This is a genomic window from Pseudomonas sputi, assembly GCF_021603585.1.
Taxonomy (GTDB): Bacteria; Pseudomonadota; Gammaproteobacteria; order Pseudomonadales; family Pseudomonadaceae; genus Aquipseudomonas; species Aquipseudomonas sputi.
The window spans coordinates 15,126-32,649 of the sequence record NZ_BQHI01000035.1; the positions used below are offsets into that span (position 1 = coordinate 15,126).

The window sequence follows — 17,524 nt, forward strand, 5'->3', positions numbered from 1 at the left end:
GGTACCATTCAGGCATTTCCTTACAGCACACCTGCTTTTTTCCAGCTCAAGTATCGTGAAACAAGCTTTGCGCCCAAGTGCCCAGGAAGCGTATCCAGTATTGCTAATCCATGGGCGCTCAAACGCTGATGGAGGTTGGTTCGGCCGTTCACGTAGTCCACAGTCGCACAGTAGGCGAGCGCTGCCTGCAAGGCATGCACGGTCGGCAGGTGCGAGGGTTCCAGGGCAGCCTCGCGCAGACTCACCACCAGCACCTGGTGTTGTTGACTCAGATGTTTGACGGCACTAAGCAGTTCAATGTCGTCCTCATCCCGCAATTCAGTCACCAGCACCAACAGCGCTCGACGCTTCTGCCTTGCCAGCAACTGATTCACCGCCGCCGGATAATCCGCAGGCCGGTGCGTGCTGTCCAGATCGTAAACACTGTTGAGCAACACCTTGAGCTGCCCCGTCCCTTTGATCGGCGCCACGTAGCGCGGCTGATCGCTGGCAAAGGTCATCAACCCCACCGCATCCCCCTGCCTCAAAGCCACATAACTCAACAGCAAACATGCATTCAACGCATGATCAAAGTGCGAAAGCTCCCCATCCTGACTGCGCATCTGCCGCCCGCAATCGAGCATGAAAATGATCTGCTGGTCGCGCTCGTCTTCGTACTCCCGGGCAATCGGCGTGCGATGGCGGGCGGTGGCTTTCCAGTCGATCTGGCGCAGGCTGTCGCCTTCGCGAAACTCGCGCAGTTGATGAAATTCCATCCCCTGGCCACGGCGTTGGCGCTGACGTACGCCGAGCTGGCTGAGCCAGTTGTCGACCGCCAGCAACTGGCCGCCGTAGAGGCGGGCGAAGTCGGGGTAGACGCGGGTGTGGTCGGTGATGTTCAGCAGCCGTTTGCCGGACCACAAACCGAATGGGCTGGGCAAATTGAGTTCGCAGACGTGGAATGTGAAATGGCCGCGTTTGAGTGGGCGCAGGCGGTAGCCGATCAGGCTGCGCTGGCCGGATTGCAGTTCGACGACTAGTGGCAGGCTTTCGAACTCGAGGCCATCGGGTACATGGTCGAAGAGCTGAAGGGTCAGCGGTTGCGGATAGTCGTGTTCGACCTCCAGTCGCACTTCGCGCCAGCGGCCGAGTGCCAGGCTCCCTGGCATCTGCCGGTGTACGCGCGGCGAAGGCAGTCGCTTGAGGCGCAAGGCATCCAGCAGACTCAACACGAACAGCGCTAGCAGCAATCCCCAGTTGATCGACAGCAGGCTCGAAGGCACCTCGACGTCCAGCGCCTGCAATGCACCCAGCACAATGCCGATGGCCAGCAGGATCGCCAACCAGATCAGCAGCAGGCGTGAGGGTTTCACAGGCGTGGCGCCGGTACTTGGTCGAGCAGTTGCTGAAGGACTTGATCGACTTGCAGCCCTTCGATGTCCAGCTCTGGCGCAAGGCGTACGCGATGGCGCAACACCGCCAGTGCGCAGCCCTTGATGTCGTCCGGAATCACGAATTCACCACCGCGCAACAGGGCCCGGGCGCGGGCGCAGCGCACCAGTGCGATGGAGGCACGTGGCCCGGCGCCAAGGGTCAGGCCCGGCCAGGTGCGGGTGCTGCGGGCCAGACGCACGGCGTAATCGAGCACCTGGTCGTCCAGCGGCAGATCGCTGGCGATGCGTTGCAGGGCTTGCACGTCCTTGGCCTGCAATACGGTGCGCAGCGGTTGCACATCGAGCATGTCGGCACGGGTCGAGCGGCTGACCTGCCGCACCATGTCCAGCTCCTGGTCGGCGTCGGGGTAATCCATGCGCACCTTGAGCATGAACCGGTCGAGTTCGGCTTCCGGCAGCGGATAAGTGCCTTCCTGTTCGATCGGGTTTTGCGTGGCGAGCACCATGAACGGTTGAGCAATCGGCAAGGCTCGCCCTTCGAGGGTGACCTGACGTTCCTGCATCGCTTCGAGCAGCGCGGCTTGGGTCTTGGCCGGGGCGCGGTTGATTTCGTCGGCCAGCAGCAGGTGGGTGAACAATGGGCCTTTGCGCAATTTGAACTGCTCGGTCTGCAGGTCGTAGACCGCGTGGCCGGTGATGTCGCTGGGCATCAGGTCCGGAGTGAACTGGATGCGTGCGAACTCGCCGCCGAAGCATTTGGCCAGGGCGCGAACCAGCAGCGTCTTGCCAAGCCCGGGAACGCCTTCGAGCAGCACATGACCGCCGGCGATGAGCGCGGTCAACACGTCGTCGATCACCGGGTTCTGGCCGATCAGCGCCTTCTGCAATTCGCCGCGCACCGCTTGCGCCAACTGGCTGGCGCGCTGGCGTTGCTGGGCCGCGTGGCTGAGCGAGCCGGGTTCGATGTGTTCAGTCATAGCGTGTTCCTCAAGGCTTGCAGGTGGGCGACCTGACGGCAGAATTCGGCGCTGGACATCCGCCGCTTCGGTACCGGGCTCAGGGCCTGGCTGATGGCACGGGTCGGTTGGCGGGTCAGGCGCGACAGCACCAGCCATTGTTCGGCGACATTCAGTTGGTCGAAACCGGGATGACGGTGACGGGCGCGGCGCAGGACGTCCTGCTGCAACGCTTGCAGCAGTGAGTGCTGGCCGTTGTGACGGGAAATGAATTCGGCGCTGGCGCGCAGGTGCTCCATCAGTTGACGACGACCGATAGGAACGGGCTTCTGCACCGGGCCGTGACGCATGCCGACATGCCACAACCACAGACCGATCAGCACCAGCAGCGCGACGATGGCTTGCGGAAAATAGCGCCAGAGCAAGGTCGGCAGACCGTCGTGTTCGGTGTTGTACAGCAAGGTCACGGCCGTGTCGGCGCTGAGGTACCAGAGCAGCCAGGCATTGTCGTGTTGCGCGATGGCCGGGGTTTTCCACAGGTCTGCATCGGTGACCACGGTGATCGAACCATTGCCATAGGGCAGTTGCATCATGTGCGTGGCTTTGGCGCTGTTGGCCCAGGCCTGGGCGAGGTTTTTCGGGTCGTCGAGGTGGAACGCGGTATCGAACCCGGCGTAGGCGGGGGCATCTTCGTCTTCCAGATAGAGCTTGGTCAGATTGGGGTAAGGATCTGCGGCGGCATCCAGTGGCGGATCCTTGAGATCCTTGCTGAAGGACTGATGCAGTTGCACACGGTCGAGCAGCAGGTCGTTACTCTGGCCGGACTTTTCATCCCAGATCGACTCGGCGACGAACACCAGCCGTCCGCCCGCGCGAGCCCAGTTCAGAACCTGATCGACCTGACGCGGGGTCATTTTCGAGCGGTCGTTGAACATCAGCAGCGTCTGCTGGCGCGGATCGATTTCAGGCAACACGGCAAGGCTTTCGGCATGACTGACGTCGATCCCGCGCTCGCGCAGAAACATCTCCGCCGCCAGATAAGGGTTGGCTTGTGCTGCGGGGGAAGGGCCGTGATCGACTTCGGCCTGGTAAGGCGTGGCCTTGAGGTACAGATAAAAGCCCAGCGCAGCGAGCAGGGCGACGATCAGCGCGCCGCCCAGAAGCCAGAGCCCGCGCCGGTTCAACGGGCGGCTCCGTGGCCGAACAGGGCACGCCAGCCATCACACAATTGCTGTTGCAGATGCGCCGCCGGCACTCGGTGCCCATACGCCATGTTCTGCCAGTGGCCCGTGAGATGGCGGCTGTAAGCGAGCAGTTCCGGACGCTGCAACTGTTTGACCCGGGCCAGCACTTCGTTTTCGGTGTCGGCGGGTTTGAGGGTCAGGTTGAAGTCGTGCAGCAGATGGCTGAGCAGGGCCCGGTACAGCAGACCCAACGCTGCGCGCGGTTCGGTCTGCCAGAGCTGTTCCGCGTGGCCGGCGATGTCATCGGGCAGGCTTTCCTTTTGCAGGTCCAGGCCGAAGGCCTGTTGCGGCAAGGGTCTTTTGTTCGCTTCGGGCAAGCGCGGACGGCGGCCGACGAACGTTTGCAGAAAATCCCGATAACGCCAGACCAGCCAGCCGAGTCCGGCGATCACTGCGGCCCACAGCACGACTTCGATCGCCTTGGCCAGGCCGTCGAGGTGTCGGCCGTCCAGCCATTCGAGCAGGCTTTTCAACCATTGCGGAGCTTCGCCTTCCCTGGGTTTTTCGGCAGCCGCGGGATCTTCGCCGAAGCGATAACGGGTGACGGTTTCCTTGTTCTTGAACGGCGGTTGTTCGAGCAAGGCCTTGATGCTGTCGCGTGATGCCTCGCTGGTCAGTGGCTGGTTCAAGAGACGGGGCGCATCCGGAGTAGTGGCCGGCTCGGTGGCCCAGGCTGATTGCACGCCCGGCAACAGCAGACACACCACCAGCAGCAAGCCGATCGCGCTGCTGTTCAAACGCTGGCGCAAGCGGCGGAACACCAGTTCGATGTCCCAGGCTTCGAGGACGGTGCGGCGGTTCAGATACAGGCTGAATCCGCAGGCGACATACACCGGTTCCCAGACCACCAGGATCAGTGCATAGAGCGCATTGGTCAGATGCTCCAGCCAGCGCCATTCGTAGTCGGCCGCGAAAATCAGGCTTTGCCAGTCCCAATCGGTTTCGACCTGTTGCGGCACAAGCAGATAGAACAACACCATCAGGCCGATCCACAGCGCCGTTTCCAGATGAACGCCGATGACCGTCAGCCACTGGGCCGCGCCGGCATTGCGTTGCAGCAGCACCTGCAAACGCTGCTGGCGCGCCGTACCGTCGAGGCCTTCAAGTTGCTGCACGGGCAGCAGGAAGCTGCGACTCAGGCTGAGCCGGCGCCAGGTCAGGCTGGCCAGCAACTGTGGCTTGAGCAGGCGCGGCCATTGGCGCAACGCCTGTTTCAAGGTGGGTGTTTCGCCGAACAACGCCTTGGACAGGATGTACAGCGGCAAGCGTTCGTAGGCCGGTTTCAGCCACCAGAAGATGAACACGGCAAGCGACGGCGCATCCCACAACAACAGGCTGAGCGCCGCGAAAAGCGGCAGGGTGACGAGGGCCCAACTGGTCATCAGCAGGCGCCGGTGCTGCTGGCTCATGAGCACGCCCAGGTCCATGGCTTCCCAAGTGGTGCGCGGGCGGATCGCCACGCTGGCGTCACTCAGGCGCATGGCGGGTCCTTCCGGCGAACAGCAGATAAAGCGCCACGCCGAGCCAGAGCCCGGCGCCGACCAGGTATTTGGTCGGCGGCGAAACCCCGGTGCGCGCCGACCAGTAGGCCTCGATAAATGCGGCAATCAGCAGAAACAGCATCACGCCACAGATCAGCAGGATGCTCCGGCGGGCCGCCATCTGCAGGGCCTCGATTCGCGTCAGATGTCCGGGTGCAATCAACGCCCAGCCCAGTTTCAGCCCCGCCGCACCGGCCAGAACGATCGCGCTGAGTTCAAATGCACCGTGCCCGATCACGAACGACCAGAAGGTCTGGCCGAAGCCGATCTCGCTGAGATGCCCGGCTACCGCGCCGATGATCAGCCCGTTGTAGAGCAGGAAAAAACCACTGCCCACCCCCAGCAGCAAACCGCTGGCGAAGGTCTGAAAGGCAATGCCGATGTTGTGCATGATGTAGTAACCGAACATCACCCAGTCCTCGCTGGCCGCGCGTTCGGCCGAACGCCCGAGATGGCCGGCGACCGGGTCGTACGTGTTCTGCATCTCGCGCACCTGCTCGGCGGGGATGAGGTTGTAGATCAATTCGGGACTCAGATACACCAGCATCCCGAAACCGATCAGGCTGCCGAAGAACAGCAGTGCGGCCGTCAGCACGAAACGCCATTCGGCGCGCACCAATTGTGGAAAACCGGCCAGGATGAAACCGAGCACGTCAGCGCCGAGCTGGCTGCGATGACGGTAAAGCTGTTGATGACCGCGCAGCACTTGCTGTTGCAAGGAGTCGACCAGAAAACTGCTGTAACCGCGTTCCTGTGCCAGGGCCAGATGCTGGCAGAGGCGGCGATAGGCCTTGGGAAATTCTGCCATCTGTGTGCTGTCCTTGCCGCGCTCCAGGCGTTCGAGGGCGAGGGTGAAACGCTCCCATTCAGCCTTGTGGCGGGATTCGAAAAGGCTTTGCTTCATGTCGGCCCCAACAGGCCGCGCGCGATGCCATTGAGTTCACCGACGGCTTTCGGCGCGCTGATGTGCAGTGGTTGAGCAAGCAACGCCGCGAGTTCATTGACCCGCGCGGTCGACAGTTCGCCCTGGCGTTCGGCGAAAGCGAGCAGGGCACGTTGTTCAGTCAGGGTCAGCGGGATCGGCGAACGACGGGGTTCGGCATCGGGCAATTGCGGACGCATGAGCGGGCGTTCGCTGTAGATCACCAGCGTGCCGGCAGCGATGTCGCCAAGGCGTTTGAAGGTCGGGTGTTGCAGGCAACTGATCGCACCGAGGAAATAGCCGAACGGCATCAGGTCGACAAAACGCAGCAGGTTGCGCAGCAGGGAGGCTGACCAGCCGACCGGCGTGCCATCGTCGTGCACTACCCGCAGGCCCATCCATTGCTTGCCCGGTGAACGGCCCTGATGCAGCACTTCGAACAACACCATGTACCACCAGCTCACCACAAACAGCAGCAGTGAGCCCAGGCCGATGCCGAGTTTGCCGAGCAGTGCCAGCAACGTGAGCAACAGGCCCAGGATCAGCCCGCGCACTCCCAGATCGATGGTGAACGCCACGGCACGCACCATCAGGCCGGCGGGACGCAGCGGCAGGTCGATGCCTTCCGGCGTTTCGACCGGGTGCCGCGTGTCCAGTGGCGGGGCCAGCGGTGCTTTCCTTGGCGGTGCTGTGGTCTCGAGCATGGGCTACCTGATGTTGCCGGATCGGGATGCAAGTGCGTCCGATGCTAGCAGTCTCTCGGGGGGAAACGACATCACTATGTCATACACATCTTTCAACCAAAGGTGACTGAATGATGCGGTGCTGGCCGTGACGGCGGTCGAACGCCTAGACTTTGCCGATCTTCAGTTCAGGAACCGCCCGTGACTTCCATCTTCTGGTACGACTACGAAACCACCGGCATCAATCCGCGATGCGACCGCCCGTTGCAGGTGGCCGGGATCCGCACCGACCATGAATTCAACGAAATCGACGCGCCGGTCAATCTCTACTGCCAGCCCAGCGAAGACATCCTGCCGCACCCGGCGGCGTGCGCGATCACCGTGATCACGCCTAGTCGTCTCGCCGAACAAGGCTTGAGCGAAGCCGACTTCATGACCCGGGTCCACGCCCAGCTCGCGGCTCCCGGCACCTGCGGCGCCGGGTACAACACCTTGCGCTTCGACGACGAGATGACCCGCTACAGCCTGTACCGCAACTTTTTCGATCCCTACGCCCGTGAATGGCAGGGCGGCAACAGTCGCTGGGACTTGATCGATGTGGTGCGCGCCGCCTACGCATTGCGCCCCGATGGTCTGGTCTGGCCGACCGATGACGAAGGCCGGGTGACGCTCAAGCTCGAACGCCTGACCGCCGCCAATGGCATCGATCACGGCAACGCGCACGAGGCCTTGTCGGACGTGCGCGCCACCATTGCCCTGGCCCGGTTGATCCGCGAGAAGCAACCGAAGCTGTATGACTGGCTGTTTCAGTTGCGCAGCAAACAGAAGGTCATGGACCAGATTCGTCTGTTGCAGCCGATGGTGCACATTTCCGGCCGTTTCTCGGCCGCGCGCAGTTATGTCGGTGTGGTGCTGCCGCTGGCCTGGCATCCGCGCAACAAGAACGCGTTGATCGTCTGTGATCTGCACCTGGATCCGCAGGGGCTGCTCGACGTGGATGCCGAAACATTGCGCCAGCGCCTGTATACCCGGCGTGACGAGCTGGCCGAAGGCGAGTTGCCGGTGCCGCTCAAGCTTATTCACATCAACAAGTGCCCGGTGGTGGCGCCATTGTCGGTGCTGCGTGCTGAGGATCAGCAGCGCCTGGGGCTGGACATGGCGTTGTATCAGGCGCGTGCATTGCGACTAAGTGACGCACAACAAGTTTGGAAAGATAAAGTCTCGGCGATTTATGCCAGCGAAGATTTCACCTCGAGTGGAGATCCGGAACAACAGTTGTATGACGGATTTATCGGTGATCGCGATCGTCGTTTATGTGAGCAAGTGAGGACGACCGATCCTGCCCAATTGGCGCGAGAGCAATGGCCGTTCGATGACGAACGTTTGCCTGAATTGTTGTTTCGATATCGAGCACGTAACTTTCCCGATACGTTGAATTTCGAAGAGCAAGAACGCTGGAAAATCTTTTGCCGGCAGCGCTTGTCCGAGCCGGAGTGGGGCGCGCCTAATACCTTGAAATCTTTTGCCGAGGCGATGGAGCAATGGCTGCTTAGTGCTGCGCCGATGCAGGCCGAGGTGCTGGGTGAATGGCAGAACTATGTCCAGGCATTACGCAAACGGTTGGATCTTTGAAATCGAACATGTCCGGCGCTTGAATGCCGGGCATAAAAAAACGCCAGCATTCGCTGGCGTTTTTTGTGTCACAGAAGCGCTCTGCGACAGGGGTTGCGGCTTAGCCCAGCAGGGTCGCCCAGCCTTCAACCACGTCACCGCCCCACTTGGCTTTCCACTCTTTCAGAGTTTTGTGGTTGCCACCTTTGGTTTCGATGACTTCGCCGTTGTGCGGGTTTTTGTATTGTTTAACTTTGCGAGCACGCTTGGTGCCGGTAGTTTTGGCTGCGCCGCCACGTGGTGCTTTGGTTTTCGACTCTGGATCCAGCAGCGCGATGATGTCGCGCAGGGACTTGGAATATTCGCCCATCAGTGTGCGCAGTTTGCCTTCGAATTCCAGCTCGGCTTGCAGTTTGTCGTCTTGCGACAGGTTCTTCAAACGGGCTTGCAGCTCTTTGATAGCTTCTTCGGTGGCACGATATTCGTTGATCAAGGACATGATTACTACCTTATGTGGAAGTGCGCGATGGCAGGGACAGTGCGGCAATAATAGTCAGGCTGTTTCATCAAGTAAACATTTAACCGGGGTTTTTATTTGGATTAGTTACGTCGAAAACCCCTGAATTGAATATTCAGTTAAATAATGTGATGGAGTCTTCACAGATATTCACACCGCTCTGTTCAAGCATGGCTATTGCGACGCCATCATTCTGGCGTTTACGTGCGTCAAAAAAGCTGTGATGGGCAGCCGTGAGGCTCCGAGGGTCATCAATACTGCAGTTTTTCCGCGCAGTCGCTAGAATGGCCGCCTTTGCGAAGTTCTGGAGTTTCCCCCTCATGCGCACTTTTCGGTTGGTGATTTCTTGCCCGGACCGCGTTGGCATCGTTGCCAAAGTCAGTAACTTTCTGGCGGCCCACAATGGCTGGATCACCGAAGCGAGCCACCACTCGGATAATCAGGTCGGCTGGTTCTTCATGCGTCACGAAATCCGTGCCGATTCCCTGCCTTTCGGTATCGAGGTGTTGCGCGAGAAATTTGCACCGATTGCCGAAGAATTCTCGATGGACTGGCGCATCACCGACACCGAGCAGAAAAAACGCGTGGTGCTGATGGCCAGTCGCGAATCCCATTGCCTGGCCGACCTGCTGCACCGCTGGCACAGCGACGAGCTCGACTGCGAGATCTCCTGTGTGATTTCCAACCACGACGACCTGCGCAGCATGGTCGAGTGGCACGGCATTCCTTATTACCACGTACCGGTCAATCCGCAGGACAAGCAACCGGCCTTCGACGAAGTGTCGCGCCTGGTCAAGCAGCACGACGCCGAAGTGGTGGTACTGGCGCGCTACATGCAGATTCTGCCGCCGGACATGTGCCGCGAATACGCGCACAAGGTCATCAACATTCACCACAGCTTCCTGCCGTCGTTTGTCGGTGCCAAGCCGTACCACCAGGCTTCGATGCGCGGCGTGAAGCTGATCGGTGCGACCTGCCACTACGTGACCGAAGAGCTGGATGCCGGCCCGATCATCGAGCAGGACGTGGTGCGTGTCAGCCACAGCGACAGCATCGAAGACATGGTGCGTTTTGGTCGTGACGTCGAGAAGATGGTGCTGGCCCGTGGCCTGCGTTATCACCTGGAAGACCGCGTGCTGGTGCACGGTAACAAGACCGTGGTGTTCTGATTCAGAATCGCTCCCGCGCAGAGCGTGGGAGCGACCCATGAACCTTGGGGAATGACCGATGAGCGATCCACTGGACAAAGCCACTTCCAAGGCGCCCGCCACCCTGGGCGAGGGTTGTCTGAGCCGCTATGACCCGGATGACCTGAGCCCGGAGGACGGCACGGAGTTTCCCGGTGCTGCCGAGCTGTGGGAGCAACTCAAGGACGAAGAGGATGAAGTCAAGAAGCCTGTCTGACGCTCAGCAGCTTTTTCAGCAACGGCCGGCCCAGCATCAATAGAAACACCGGGCCACCCACCAGCAGATAGAAGTAATACGTCACCACCCGCCAGATCAGGATCGCCGCCGCCGCGGTGGACTTGCCGACCATCGGCGCCAGCAGCGCCGCCGAGGTCAGTTCCGCTGCACCGGCACCGCCCGGCAACAGGCTGAATTGCCCCGCCCCCAGCGAAAGCATCTGGATCAGAAACGTCCAGGCCCACTGCACATCCGCCCCCAGACCGCGCAACGCCAGATACAGCACGCTGTAACGCAGCGACCAATGCACGCAGGTCAGGACGAACACCTTGATCAATGTCTGCCAAGGCAATTTCAGCGCATCGGTGAAACCGGCCAGAAAATGCAGCAACTGCCGCGCCCAGCGCCGTCGAGTCCGCGGTTCGATGTTCATCCCGGCCAACAGACGTCCGCTCAAGCGGATCAAACGGCGGTGATAGCGCGCGACCAATAGGCAGATGAGCAAGCCCCCGGACAATGACACGGCGCTGACAATCAGCAGCCATTCCATACGATCACTCAGATGCTGGAACAGCGCGTAGATCAGGATTGCGCTGAGGGCGCAGAGAAAGAACAGCAGATCACTCAACTGATCCATCGCAAACACGGCGCTGCCCCGGGCCGGGCGGACGCCGCTGCGCGCCAGTAGCGCCATGATCGCCAACGGCCCTCCGCTGCCGCCGGGCGTGGCGCACCAGGCGAATTCGGCCGCCATCACCACCCCGAGGCTTTTGACGGGCGTGACCCGGTCACGCTGATCGCCGAGCAACAGCCGCAGGCGCAGGGTGTTGATGCCCCAGCACAGCAGCACCATGGCGAACATGATCAACAGCCAGTTCAGCGGGAAAGCCTGCAGGCGCTCCCAGGTCTCGCCGCCGCCGAGCAGGACAGGAATCGCCACGGCCACCAGCAGGCCGATCAGCAACAGAATGCCGCGACTCAAGCGGCACACTCGGCTTGGGCGCGCTGGCGCATCAGCCAGTCGATTTTGGTCATGGGCACGCGTCCGTCCGCCAGCAGTCGTTCCAGGGTGCGCCACCAGTAATCCCGGGAAAAGCGGTGACGCATGTCCACCGGGTGCAAGCCCAGCCGAATCACCGGTGCCTGACGCCAGCGCTGCTCACGTTGTTCGCTGACGACTTTCGACAGACCGCGGCGCCAGGCGCTGCGTGCACTCCAGACCAGACCCGGGGCCTCGACCGCCGCGAAATCCGGCAAGTGATAAAGATGCTGCGGATCGCTGGTGTAGCGCAGCGGCAATTCGCGCAATGCCTGGCGCGTGCCCGCGCTCATCAGCCAGGCTGGGGCGACGAAACCGTGCAGCGGCCAGCCGTGGCGCCGAAACAGATCGATGCCGGGGCGCAGGCGGGCGAGGGCGGCTTCACGGGACAGTTGATAAAACTCGCCTTCATGGGTGTAGACCCGGCGTATGAACCAGTCGCGTGCGGTGCGCGGGGCGGGTTCGGTGTCTTCATGAAAATGGCCGTGCAGCGCCAGTTCATCCCCTCGGGCAACCCGCTCGTCGAGCATTCGGCAAAATGCCGGATGGGCCTCGAGGGCATCGTGGCGATGGAAGTCCGGAACCACCAGCCACGTCATCGGGACGTTGCCCAACCGGTCAACGGCTTCGACAAACTCTCGATAATCGGCCCACGTGGAGGGTGCCACGTCATGCAGCACCAGCATTACCGCCGGGCGCTCGTGAGATTCAGCCATTGGCCACCCGAGGAACCGAATCGCCGAGTACCGCGTGGTAATGCCCCAGCAGGCTGTCGACCACCGTGTCCCAGGCGTAATGCCGTTCGACATGTTCGCGTGCCTGTCGACCGAGTACGTCAGTCCCGCGACTGAACAGTTCACGCACGGCATTGGCCATGGCTTGCGCATTGTTCGGCGCGCAAAGCAGCCCGCAGGATTCGCTGACGATTTCCTCGAACGCCCCCGCTGCCACCGCCACCACCGGAATGCCGCAGGCCATGGCCTCCAGGATCACCAGACCGAAGGTTTCCTGATCGCCGGCATGGATCAGCGCGTCGGCACTGGCCATCAGCCGTGCGACCTCGGTGGCCGGGCAGAACCGGTCGATCACGCTGACATTGTCCGGGACGGACGTCGGCATCGACGAGCCGACCAGCAACAAGTGATAACGCGGGCCCAGGCGTTTCATGCAGTCGAGCAGCACCGGCAGGTTTTTCTCTTTGGAACCGCGACCGGCGAAGATCAACAGGCGCGTGTCCTCGGCGATCCCCAGCTCGGCGCGTAATCCAGCGTCGCGGGCATCCGGGTGGAAGGTCTGAAGGTCAACGCCCAGTGGCTGCACATATACGTTGCGTACCCCAAGCCTGCTGAGCTTGTCGGCCATGACCCGGCTGGGTGCCAGCACCCGGTCGAAATTGCCGTACAACTTGCGCACATACGCATCGACATTCGGCGTGACCCAATGGCCCATGCGGTTGCCCACCAGCAGCGGCAGGTCCGAGTGGTAGAAACCGATCACCGGCACATCCAGTTGTCGCCGTGCATCGAGCGCGGCCCAGGCGGTGAGGTACGGGTCGCCGACTTCGATCAGATCGGGTTGCAGATCCTGCAGGACGTTTCGCCAAGGGGCCAGGCGCAGGGGAAAACGATAGCCCTTGCCGAAGGGCAGGGCGGGTGCGGGGACCGTGTAGATGCCATCATGCTCACCGAAATGCGCGCCGGGTATCAGCAGGCTGTGGCGGATGCCCGGCTTGACCCCCAGCCGACGGTGCTTGGCATCCAGATAGGTGCGCACGCCGCCGCTGGCCGGGGCGTAGAACATGGTGATGTCAGCGATATGCACGGTGAACGTCCCTCCGCGTTGATCTCCCTTGGTTGACCTTTATCAAGAATAGATGTTCGGTCGGGGTTTCGCGCAAGGTGCAAGGCCGGATTTGCAAGGGGTGTCGGGCGTCTTCGTCGGATGGCAGCGAACCGACGAAGACGACCGGCAGAACGGCTTTAAATGCGGAAGCTGCCAACCAGTTGCTTCAACCGCGAAGCCTGCTGCTCCAGATCCGAACAGGCACGTAACGTCGCCTGAAGGTTCTCGACACCTTCCTGGTTCAGCGTATTGATCTCGGTGATGTCCACGTTGATCGACTCGACCACGGCGGTCTGTTCCTCGGTCGCGGTGGCCACCGACTGGTTCATTCCGTCAATTTCACCAATGCGCTGGGTCACGCTGTTCAGGCGTTCGCCGGCGAGGTTGGCGATGTCCACGCTGTCCTGGCTGTGGCGCTGACTTTCGCTCATGGTGCTGACGGACTCGCGGGCGCCGACTTGCAGCTCCTCGATCATGGTCTGCACCTGTTGCGCCGATTCCTGGGTGCGGTGGGCGAGGTTGCGGACTTCGTCCGCCACCACTGCAAAACCACGCCCGGCTTCACCGGCACGGGCCGCTTCGATGGCCGCGTTGAGTGCCAGCAGGTTGGTCTGCTGGGAAATGCTGGTAATCACTTCCAGGATCTGGCCGATGTTCACGGTCTTGCTGTTCAGCGATTCGATGTTGCTGCTCGATGCGCTGAGCATGCTCGACAGCTGGTTCATGGCCTTGATGCTGCGATCCACCACTTGCTGACCGTCTTCGGCCAGACCACGGGCGTCACTGGCCTGGGTCGAGGCTTGGGCGGCGTTGCGGGCGATTTCCTGAGCGGCAGCACCGAGCTGGTTGATGGCCGCCGCTACGCTGTTGGTGCGCGAGGCCTGCTGGTCGGAGTTGTACATCGACGAGTTCGAGGCCGCGACTACCCGCAGGGCGACTTCATTGACTTGCCCGGTGGCCGACGACACTTCGCGGATCGAGCCGTGGATACGTTCGACGAAGCGGTTGAACGCGGTGCCGAGCACGCCGAATTCGTCCTGGTTCTGGATGGTCAGGCGCTTGGTCAGGTCGCCTTCGCCGTCGGCGATGTCTTCCATGGCGCGGGTCATGACGTGCAGCGGCTGGATCAGGATGCGGATCAGCATGCCGAGCAGGGCGATGATGATCGCCACCGCAATCACCGTCGCGATCACCGCCGAAGTGCGGAATTCGCTGAGCATCGAGAAGGCTTTGTCTTTGTCCACCGACAGGCCGATGTACCAGTTCACCGACGGCAGGCCCTTGATCGGGCTGAAGGTGACGATGCGGGTATTGCCGTCGACGGTGACTTCACTGAAGTCACTGCTGATGCGCGGGGTGTCCTGCGGATAGGCTTCCTTCAGTGATTTCATCACCAGGGCCTTGTCCGGGTGCACCAGGATCTTGCCGTCGGCGCTGACCAGAAACGCGTAGCCCATGCCGGAGATATCCCGGGCGCTGAGGGTGTCGATCAGGGTCTGGAGGCTCAGGTCGCCGCCCACCACGCCCACACTCTGGCCGGCCTTTTTCGCGGCGGTGGCGATGGAAATGATGGTCTGGCCGGTGGCGGCGTCGATGTACGGTTCGGTCAGGGTCGACGTGGTGCTGCTTTCGGCACCTTTATACCAGGGGCGAACCCGTGGATCGAAACCGTCCGGCATCTTCGCATCCGGGCGGATGGTGAAGTGCCCTGTGGCATCGCCGAGGTAGGACGCCATGAAGGTCGACGTCAGGGCTTTCTGTTCCAGCAGGCTGGCAACAGCGGCAGGCTCGGGATCGATGGCGATGTTCTGGGCCGCGTTCTCGATCAGCAGGATGCGCCCGCTGAGCCAGGTCTGGATGTTGTCGGCGGTGACCTCGCCCATCTCGTTGAGGTAATTGTCCAGGTCTTCGCGAATCGCATTGCGTTGCAACCAGTCGTTATACAGCGTGAACGAGGCGAAGGCGGCAATGACGATGAGGGCGGCGGCAAGCAAAATTTTGTGGCTGAAACGCAGATTTTTGTTCATGGCTTGGGGTTCCGCTAAGGTCTTATTATTCAGGGCGTGCTTTTATAGATGCTCGCTAGGTGGGCTTGATGAGTACAAGCAGGTATTTCCGCTTCTCCTTAGGGAAATCTCCGATGCGGTTGTCAGTCGCATCTGTCACCTTTAGCTATCGGCCATGCTCGACAAAGATTAACCATTGGGTGACCAAATGCCTGACTCCTTGCAACTCATAATCGGCGCCGACCTCACCGGGCAACCGATCGCCCAGGCCCTGCGCCTGGCCAATCGTCATGGTCTGGTAGCCGGCGCCACCGGTACCGGCAAGACCGTCACCTTGCAGCGTCTGGCCGAGGCATTCAGCGACGCCGGGGTCGCGGTGTTCACCGCCGACGTCAAGGGCGACCTGTGCGGCCTCGGTGCCGCCGGCAATCCCCAGGGCAAGGTTGCCGAGCGCATCGCCGGCATGCCGTGGCTCAAGCACACGCCTCAGGCCTACCCCGTGACCTTGTGGGACATTCACGGTCAGTCCGGTCATCCGCTGCGCACCACCTTGAGCGAAATGGGGCCGCTATTGATTGGCGCTCTGCTGGAGCTGACCGACAGCCAGCAGTCGGCGCTGTACGCGGCGTTCAAAGTGGCGGATCGTGAAGGCCTCTTGCTGCTGGATCTCAAAGACCTGAAAGCACTGCTCAATCACCTCAAGGACAATCCGCAACTGTTGGGCGAAGACGCCGCGCTGTTCACCACCGGTTCCAGTCAGGCGCTGTTGCGGCGGCTGGCCACTCTGGAACAGCAGGGCGCCGAAGCGTTGTTCGGCGAACCGGCCGTGCAACTGGAAGACATTCTGCAACCGGCCGCCGACGGCCGCGGTCGCATCCATCTGCTCGACGCCAGCCGTCTGGTGCACGAGGCGCCGAAGGTTTACGCGACCTTCCTGCTGTGGCTGCTGGCCGAGCTGTTCGAACAACTGCCGGAACGCGGTGATGCCGACAAACCGTTGCTGGCGTTGTTTTTCGATGAGGCGCATTTGTTGTTCGGCGACACGCCCAAGGCGTTGCAGGAACGGCTGGAGCAAGTGGTGCGGCTGATCCGTTCCAAAGGGGTGGGCGTGTATTTTGTCACCCAGTCGCCGGGCGACCTGCCGGACGATGTGCTGGCGCAACTGGGGTTGCGGATCCAGCACGGTCTGCGCGCGTTCACCGCCAAGGAGCAGAAGTCCCTGCGAGCGGTGGCAGATGGTTTCCGGCCGAATCCGGCGTTCGATACGTTGTCGGTGCTCACCGAGCTGGGGATTGGCGAAGCCCTGGTCGGCACCTTGCAAGAAAAGGGCACGCCGGAAAGGGTTCAGCGGGTGCTGGTGGCACCGCCGCAATCGCGGATCGGGCCGTTGACCGAGACCGAGCGCACGGTGCTGATTGCCGGTTCGCCGTTCAAGGGGCGGTATGACAAGCCGATCGACCGCGAGTCGGCCTATGAAATCCTGATGGGCCGCAAGGGGCTGGCGCCGGAGGCTGAAGCGGCGCCGGGTAAACCGGCGGCTGAAGAGCCGAGCCTGGCGGACAGGGCCGGAGAATTCCTCGGCACGGCGGCGGGGCAGGCGCTCAAGTCGGCGATGCGCCAGGCCGCGAATTCGCTGGGTAAGCAGTTGGTGCGCGGTCTGATGGGATCATTGCTCGGCGGCAGCAAACGCCGCTGATCAACAAGGCTCAGGTTTTGGGTTTGGCGTGGGCGGCCAGTCGTTCCAGCGCCGCCCGCAGATTCGGATCGCTGATGCCTTCGGCGGTGGCCTGGATGGTCGCCGCCGCATCCGTCGACAGATCGATCGTAGGGCCGCTCGCTTCGCGCTGGACGGTCGGTGGCCGCACGGCAAACTTGATCCGCGTCAGATTGGCGAATTCGTCGAACATCTGCAGTTGTCGTTGCAGACGTTTCTGCTGATAACGCAGGCGGGTGGCCCAATGGCCGTCGGTGACGATCAGCAGCAGCTCGCCTTCTCGCCACCTGGCCACGTGGCAATGCTCGCGGGCGGCAGGTTGCAGCTGGCTTTCGAGCAGACGTTGCAGATGGGCCAGGCGTTGGGCATGACCGAGGATGGCTTTCAACGGCCTGGCTTCGCGTAGCAGAACGGCGGGCGCTCTGGCTGTGAGAGGGCGAAATGCCATGATCTAGGACCTGAAGTTGTAGAGGCGCCATGGTAGCAGATGGCACCGGTTTCACTCGCCCATTGCTTTTATCCCTGCTTTGCCCATTAAATCAACGACTAACTTCTTCCCTGCATGGCTTGAAGTTGAGCAAAACGCCCCTATTTTAAGTGAGCCCCGTCAAAGCGCAGTGCCAGCATCGTGGAATATCCCCACTTTCCTCACCACCGTTTCCGGGTAGAATG

At 61.7% G+C, this 17,524-nt stretch carries 16 protein-coding genes and 1 pseudogene; 4 read left to right on the forward strand and 13 right to left on the reverse strand.

The features are described from left to right. Nucleotides 1–20: 20 nt before the first annotated feature. The 6 genes from L6D81_RS26900 to L6D81_RS26925 are packed head-to-tail and all read right to left on the reverse strand — an operon-like array spanning nucleotide 21 to nucleotide 6,740. Nucleotides 21–1,352 carry a DUF58 domain-containing protein gene (locus L6D81_RS26900; RefSeq protein ID WP_236182628.1) on the reverse strand — a complete coding sequence of 444 codons (1,332 nt, stop codon included), beginning with the start codon at nucleotides 1,350–1,352 and terminating at the stop codon, nucleotides 21–23. Further along, a complete protein-coding gene (locus L6D81_RS26905) occupies nucleotides 1,349–2,350 on the reverse strand; it encodes an AAA family ATPase (RefSeq protein ID WP_236182629.1) in 1,002 nt (333 codons plus the stop codon). The genes L6D81_RS26900 and L6D81_RS26905 overlap by 4 nt, the downstream gene beginning before the upstream one ends. Next, complete coding sequence (locus L6D81_RS26910; RefSeq protein ID WP_236182630.1) at nucleotides 2,347–3,513, reverse strand: DUF4350 domain-containing protein; 1,167 nt, start codon at nucleotides 3,511–3,513, stop codon at nucleotides 2,347–2,349. The genes L6D81_RS26905 and L6D81_RS26910 overlap by 4 nt, the downstream gene beginning before the upstream one ends. Further along, entirely contained in the window at nucleotides 3,510–5,054 is a 1,545-nt protein-coding gene (locus L6D81_RS26915) for a DUF4129 domain-containing protein (protein WP_236182631.1), read from the reverse strand. The genes L6D81_RS26910 and L6D81_RS26915 overlap by 4 nt, the downstream gene beginning before the upstream one ends. Then, a complete protein-coding gene (locus L6D81_RS26920) occupies nucleotides 5,041–6,018 on the reverse strand; it encodes a stage II sporulation protein M (protein ID WP_236182632.1) in 978 nt (325 codons plus the stop codon). Before L6D81_RS26920 ends, L6D81_RS26915 begins: the two co-directional genes overlap by 14 nt. Continuing rightward, complete coding sequence (locus tag L6D81_RS26925) at nucleotides 6,015–6,740, reverse strand: RDD family protein (protein ID WP_236182633.1); 726 nt, start codon at nucleotides 6,738–6,740, stop codon at nucleotides 6,015–6,017. The genes L6D81_RS26920 and L6D81_RS26925 overlap by 4 nt, the downstream gene beginning before the upstream one ends. A 180-nt stretch (nucleotides 6,741–6,920) precedes the next feature. Between L6D81_RS26925 and sbcB the strand changes: the two genes are divergently transcribed. Further along, the gene (gene sbcB / locus L6D81_RS26930; protein WP_236182634.1) at nucleotides 6,921–8,351 is read left to right on the forward strand and encodes an exodeoxyribonuclease I; all 1,431 of its coding nucleotides are present in this window, start codon (nucleotides 6,921–6,923) and stop codon (nucleotides 8,349–8,351) included. 100 nt (nucleotides 8,352–8,451) lie between these two features. Here sbcB and mvaT read toward each other — a convergent pair whose 3' ends face one another. Beyond that, nucleotides 8,452–8,829, reverse strand: coding sequence for a histone-like nucleoid-structuring protein MvaT (gene mvaT / locus L6D81_RS26935; RefSeq protein WP_007951234.1), 378 nt, complete (start codon nucleotides 8,827–8,829; stop codon nucleotides 8,452–8,454). A gap of 338 nt (nucleotides 8,830–9,167) precedes the next feature. Between mvaT and purU the strand changes: the two genes are divergently transcribed. Further along, nucleotides 9,168–10,016 (forward strand): formyltetrahydrofolate deformylase, encoded by an 849-nt coding sequence (purU, locus tag L6D81_RS26940; RefSeq protein ID WP_011335666.1) that lies wholly within the window; start codon nucleotides 9,168–9,170, stop codon nucleotides 10,014–10,016. 58 nt (nucleotides 10,017–10,074) lie between these two features. Beyond that, complete coding sequence (locus tag L6D81_RS26945; protein WP_236182635.1) at nucleotides 10,075–10,251, forward strand: hypothetical protein; 177 nt, start codon at nucleotides 10,075–10,077, stop codon at nucleotides 10,249–10,251. Here L6D81_RS26945 and L6D81_RS26950 read toward each other — a convergent pair. The 5 genes and pseudogenes from L6D81_RS26950 to L6D81_RS29785 all read right to left on the reverse strand — a co-directional run. Further along, nucleotides 10,235–11,233: a glucosaminyl phosphatidylglycerol flippase gene (locus tag L6D81_RS26950; protein WP_236182636.1), complete on the reverse strand. Its 999-nt coding sequence runs from the start codon at nucleotides 11,231–11,233 to the stop codon at nucleotides 10,235–10,237. The genes L6D81_RS26945 and L6D81_RS26950 overlap by 17 nt on opposite strands. Then, nucleotides 11,230–12,006 carry an N-acetylglucosaminyl phosphatidylglycerol deacetylase gene (locus tag L6D81_RS26955; RefSeq protein ID WP_236182637.1) on the reverse strand — a complete coding sequence of 259 codons (777 nt, stop codon included), beginning with the start codon at nucleotides 12,004–12,006 and terminating at the stop codon, nucleotides 11,230–11,232. The genes L6D81_RS26950 and L6D81_RS26955 overlap by 4 nt, the downstream gene beginning before the upstream one ends. Then, nucleotides 11,999–13,111 carry an N-acetylglucosaminyl phosphatidylglycerol synthase gene (locus L6D81_RS26960; protein ID WP_236182638.1) on the reverse strand — a complete coding sequence of 371 codons (1,113 nt, stop codon included), beginning with the start codon at nucleotides 13,109–13,111 and terminating at the stop codon, nucleotides 11,999–12,001. The genes L6D81_RS26955 and L6D81_RS26960 overlap by 8 nt, the downstream gene beginning before the upstream one ends. A 158-nt stretch (nucleotides 13,112–13,269) precedes the next feature. Beyond that, on the reverse strand, nucleotides 13,270–14,034 hold the full coding sequence (locus L6D81_RS29780) for a methyl-accepting chemotaxis protein (protein WP_373874350.1): 765 nt from the start codon (nucleotides 14,032–14,034) through the stop codon (nucleotides 13,270–13,272). Nucleotides 14,035–14,127: 93 nt separating this feature from the next. Continuing rightward, nucleotides 14,128–15,159: pseudogene (locus L6D81_RS29785) on the reverse strand (HAMP domain-containing protein); the annotation flags it as partial. Nucleotides 15,160–15,346: 187 nt separating this feature from the next. Here L6D81_RS29785 and L6D81_RS26970 point away from each other — a divergent pair. After that, complete coding sequence (locus L6D81_RS26970; RefSeq protein ID WP_236182640.1) at nucleotides 15,347–16,834, forward strand: helicase HerA-like domain-containing protein; 1,488 nt, start codon at nucleotides 15,347–15,349, stop codon at nucleotides 16,832–16,834. Between the two features lie 10 nt (nucleotides 16,835–16,844). Here the strand turns inward: L6D81_RS26970 and L6D81_RS26975 are convergent, their stop codons facing one another. Beyond that, a complete protein-coding gene (locus tag L6D81_RS26975; protein WP_236182641.1) occupies nucleotides 16,845–17,300 on the reverse strand; it encodes a DUF721 domain-containing protein in 456 nt (151 codons plus the stop codon). Between the last annotated feature and the right edge of the window lie 224 nt (nucleotides 17,301–17,524).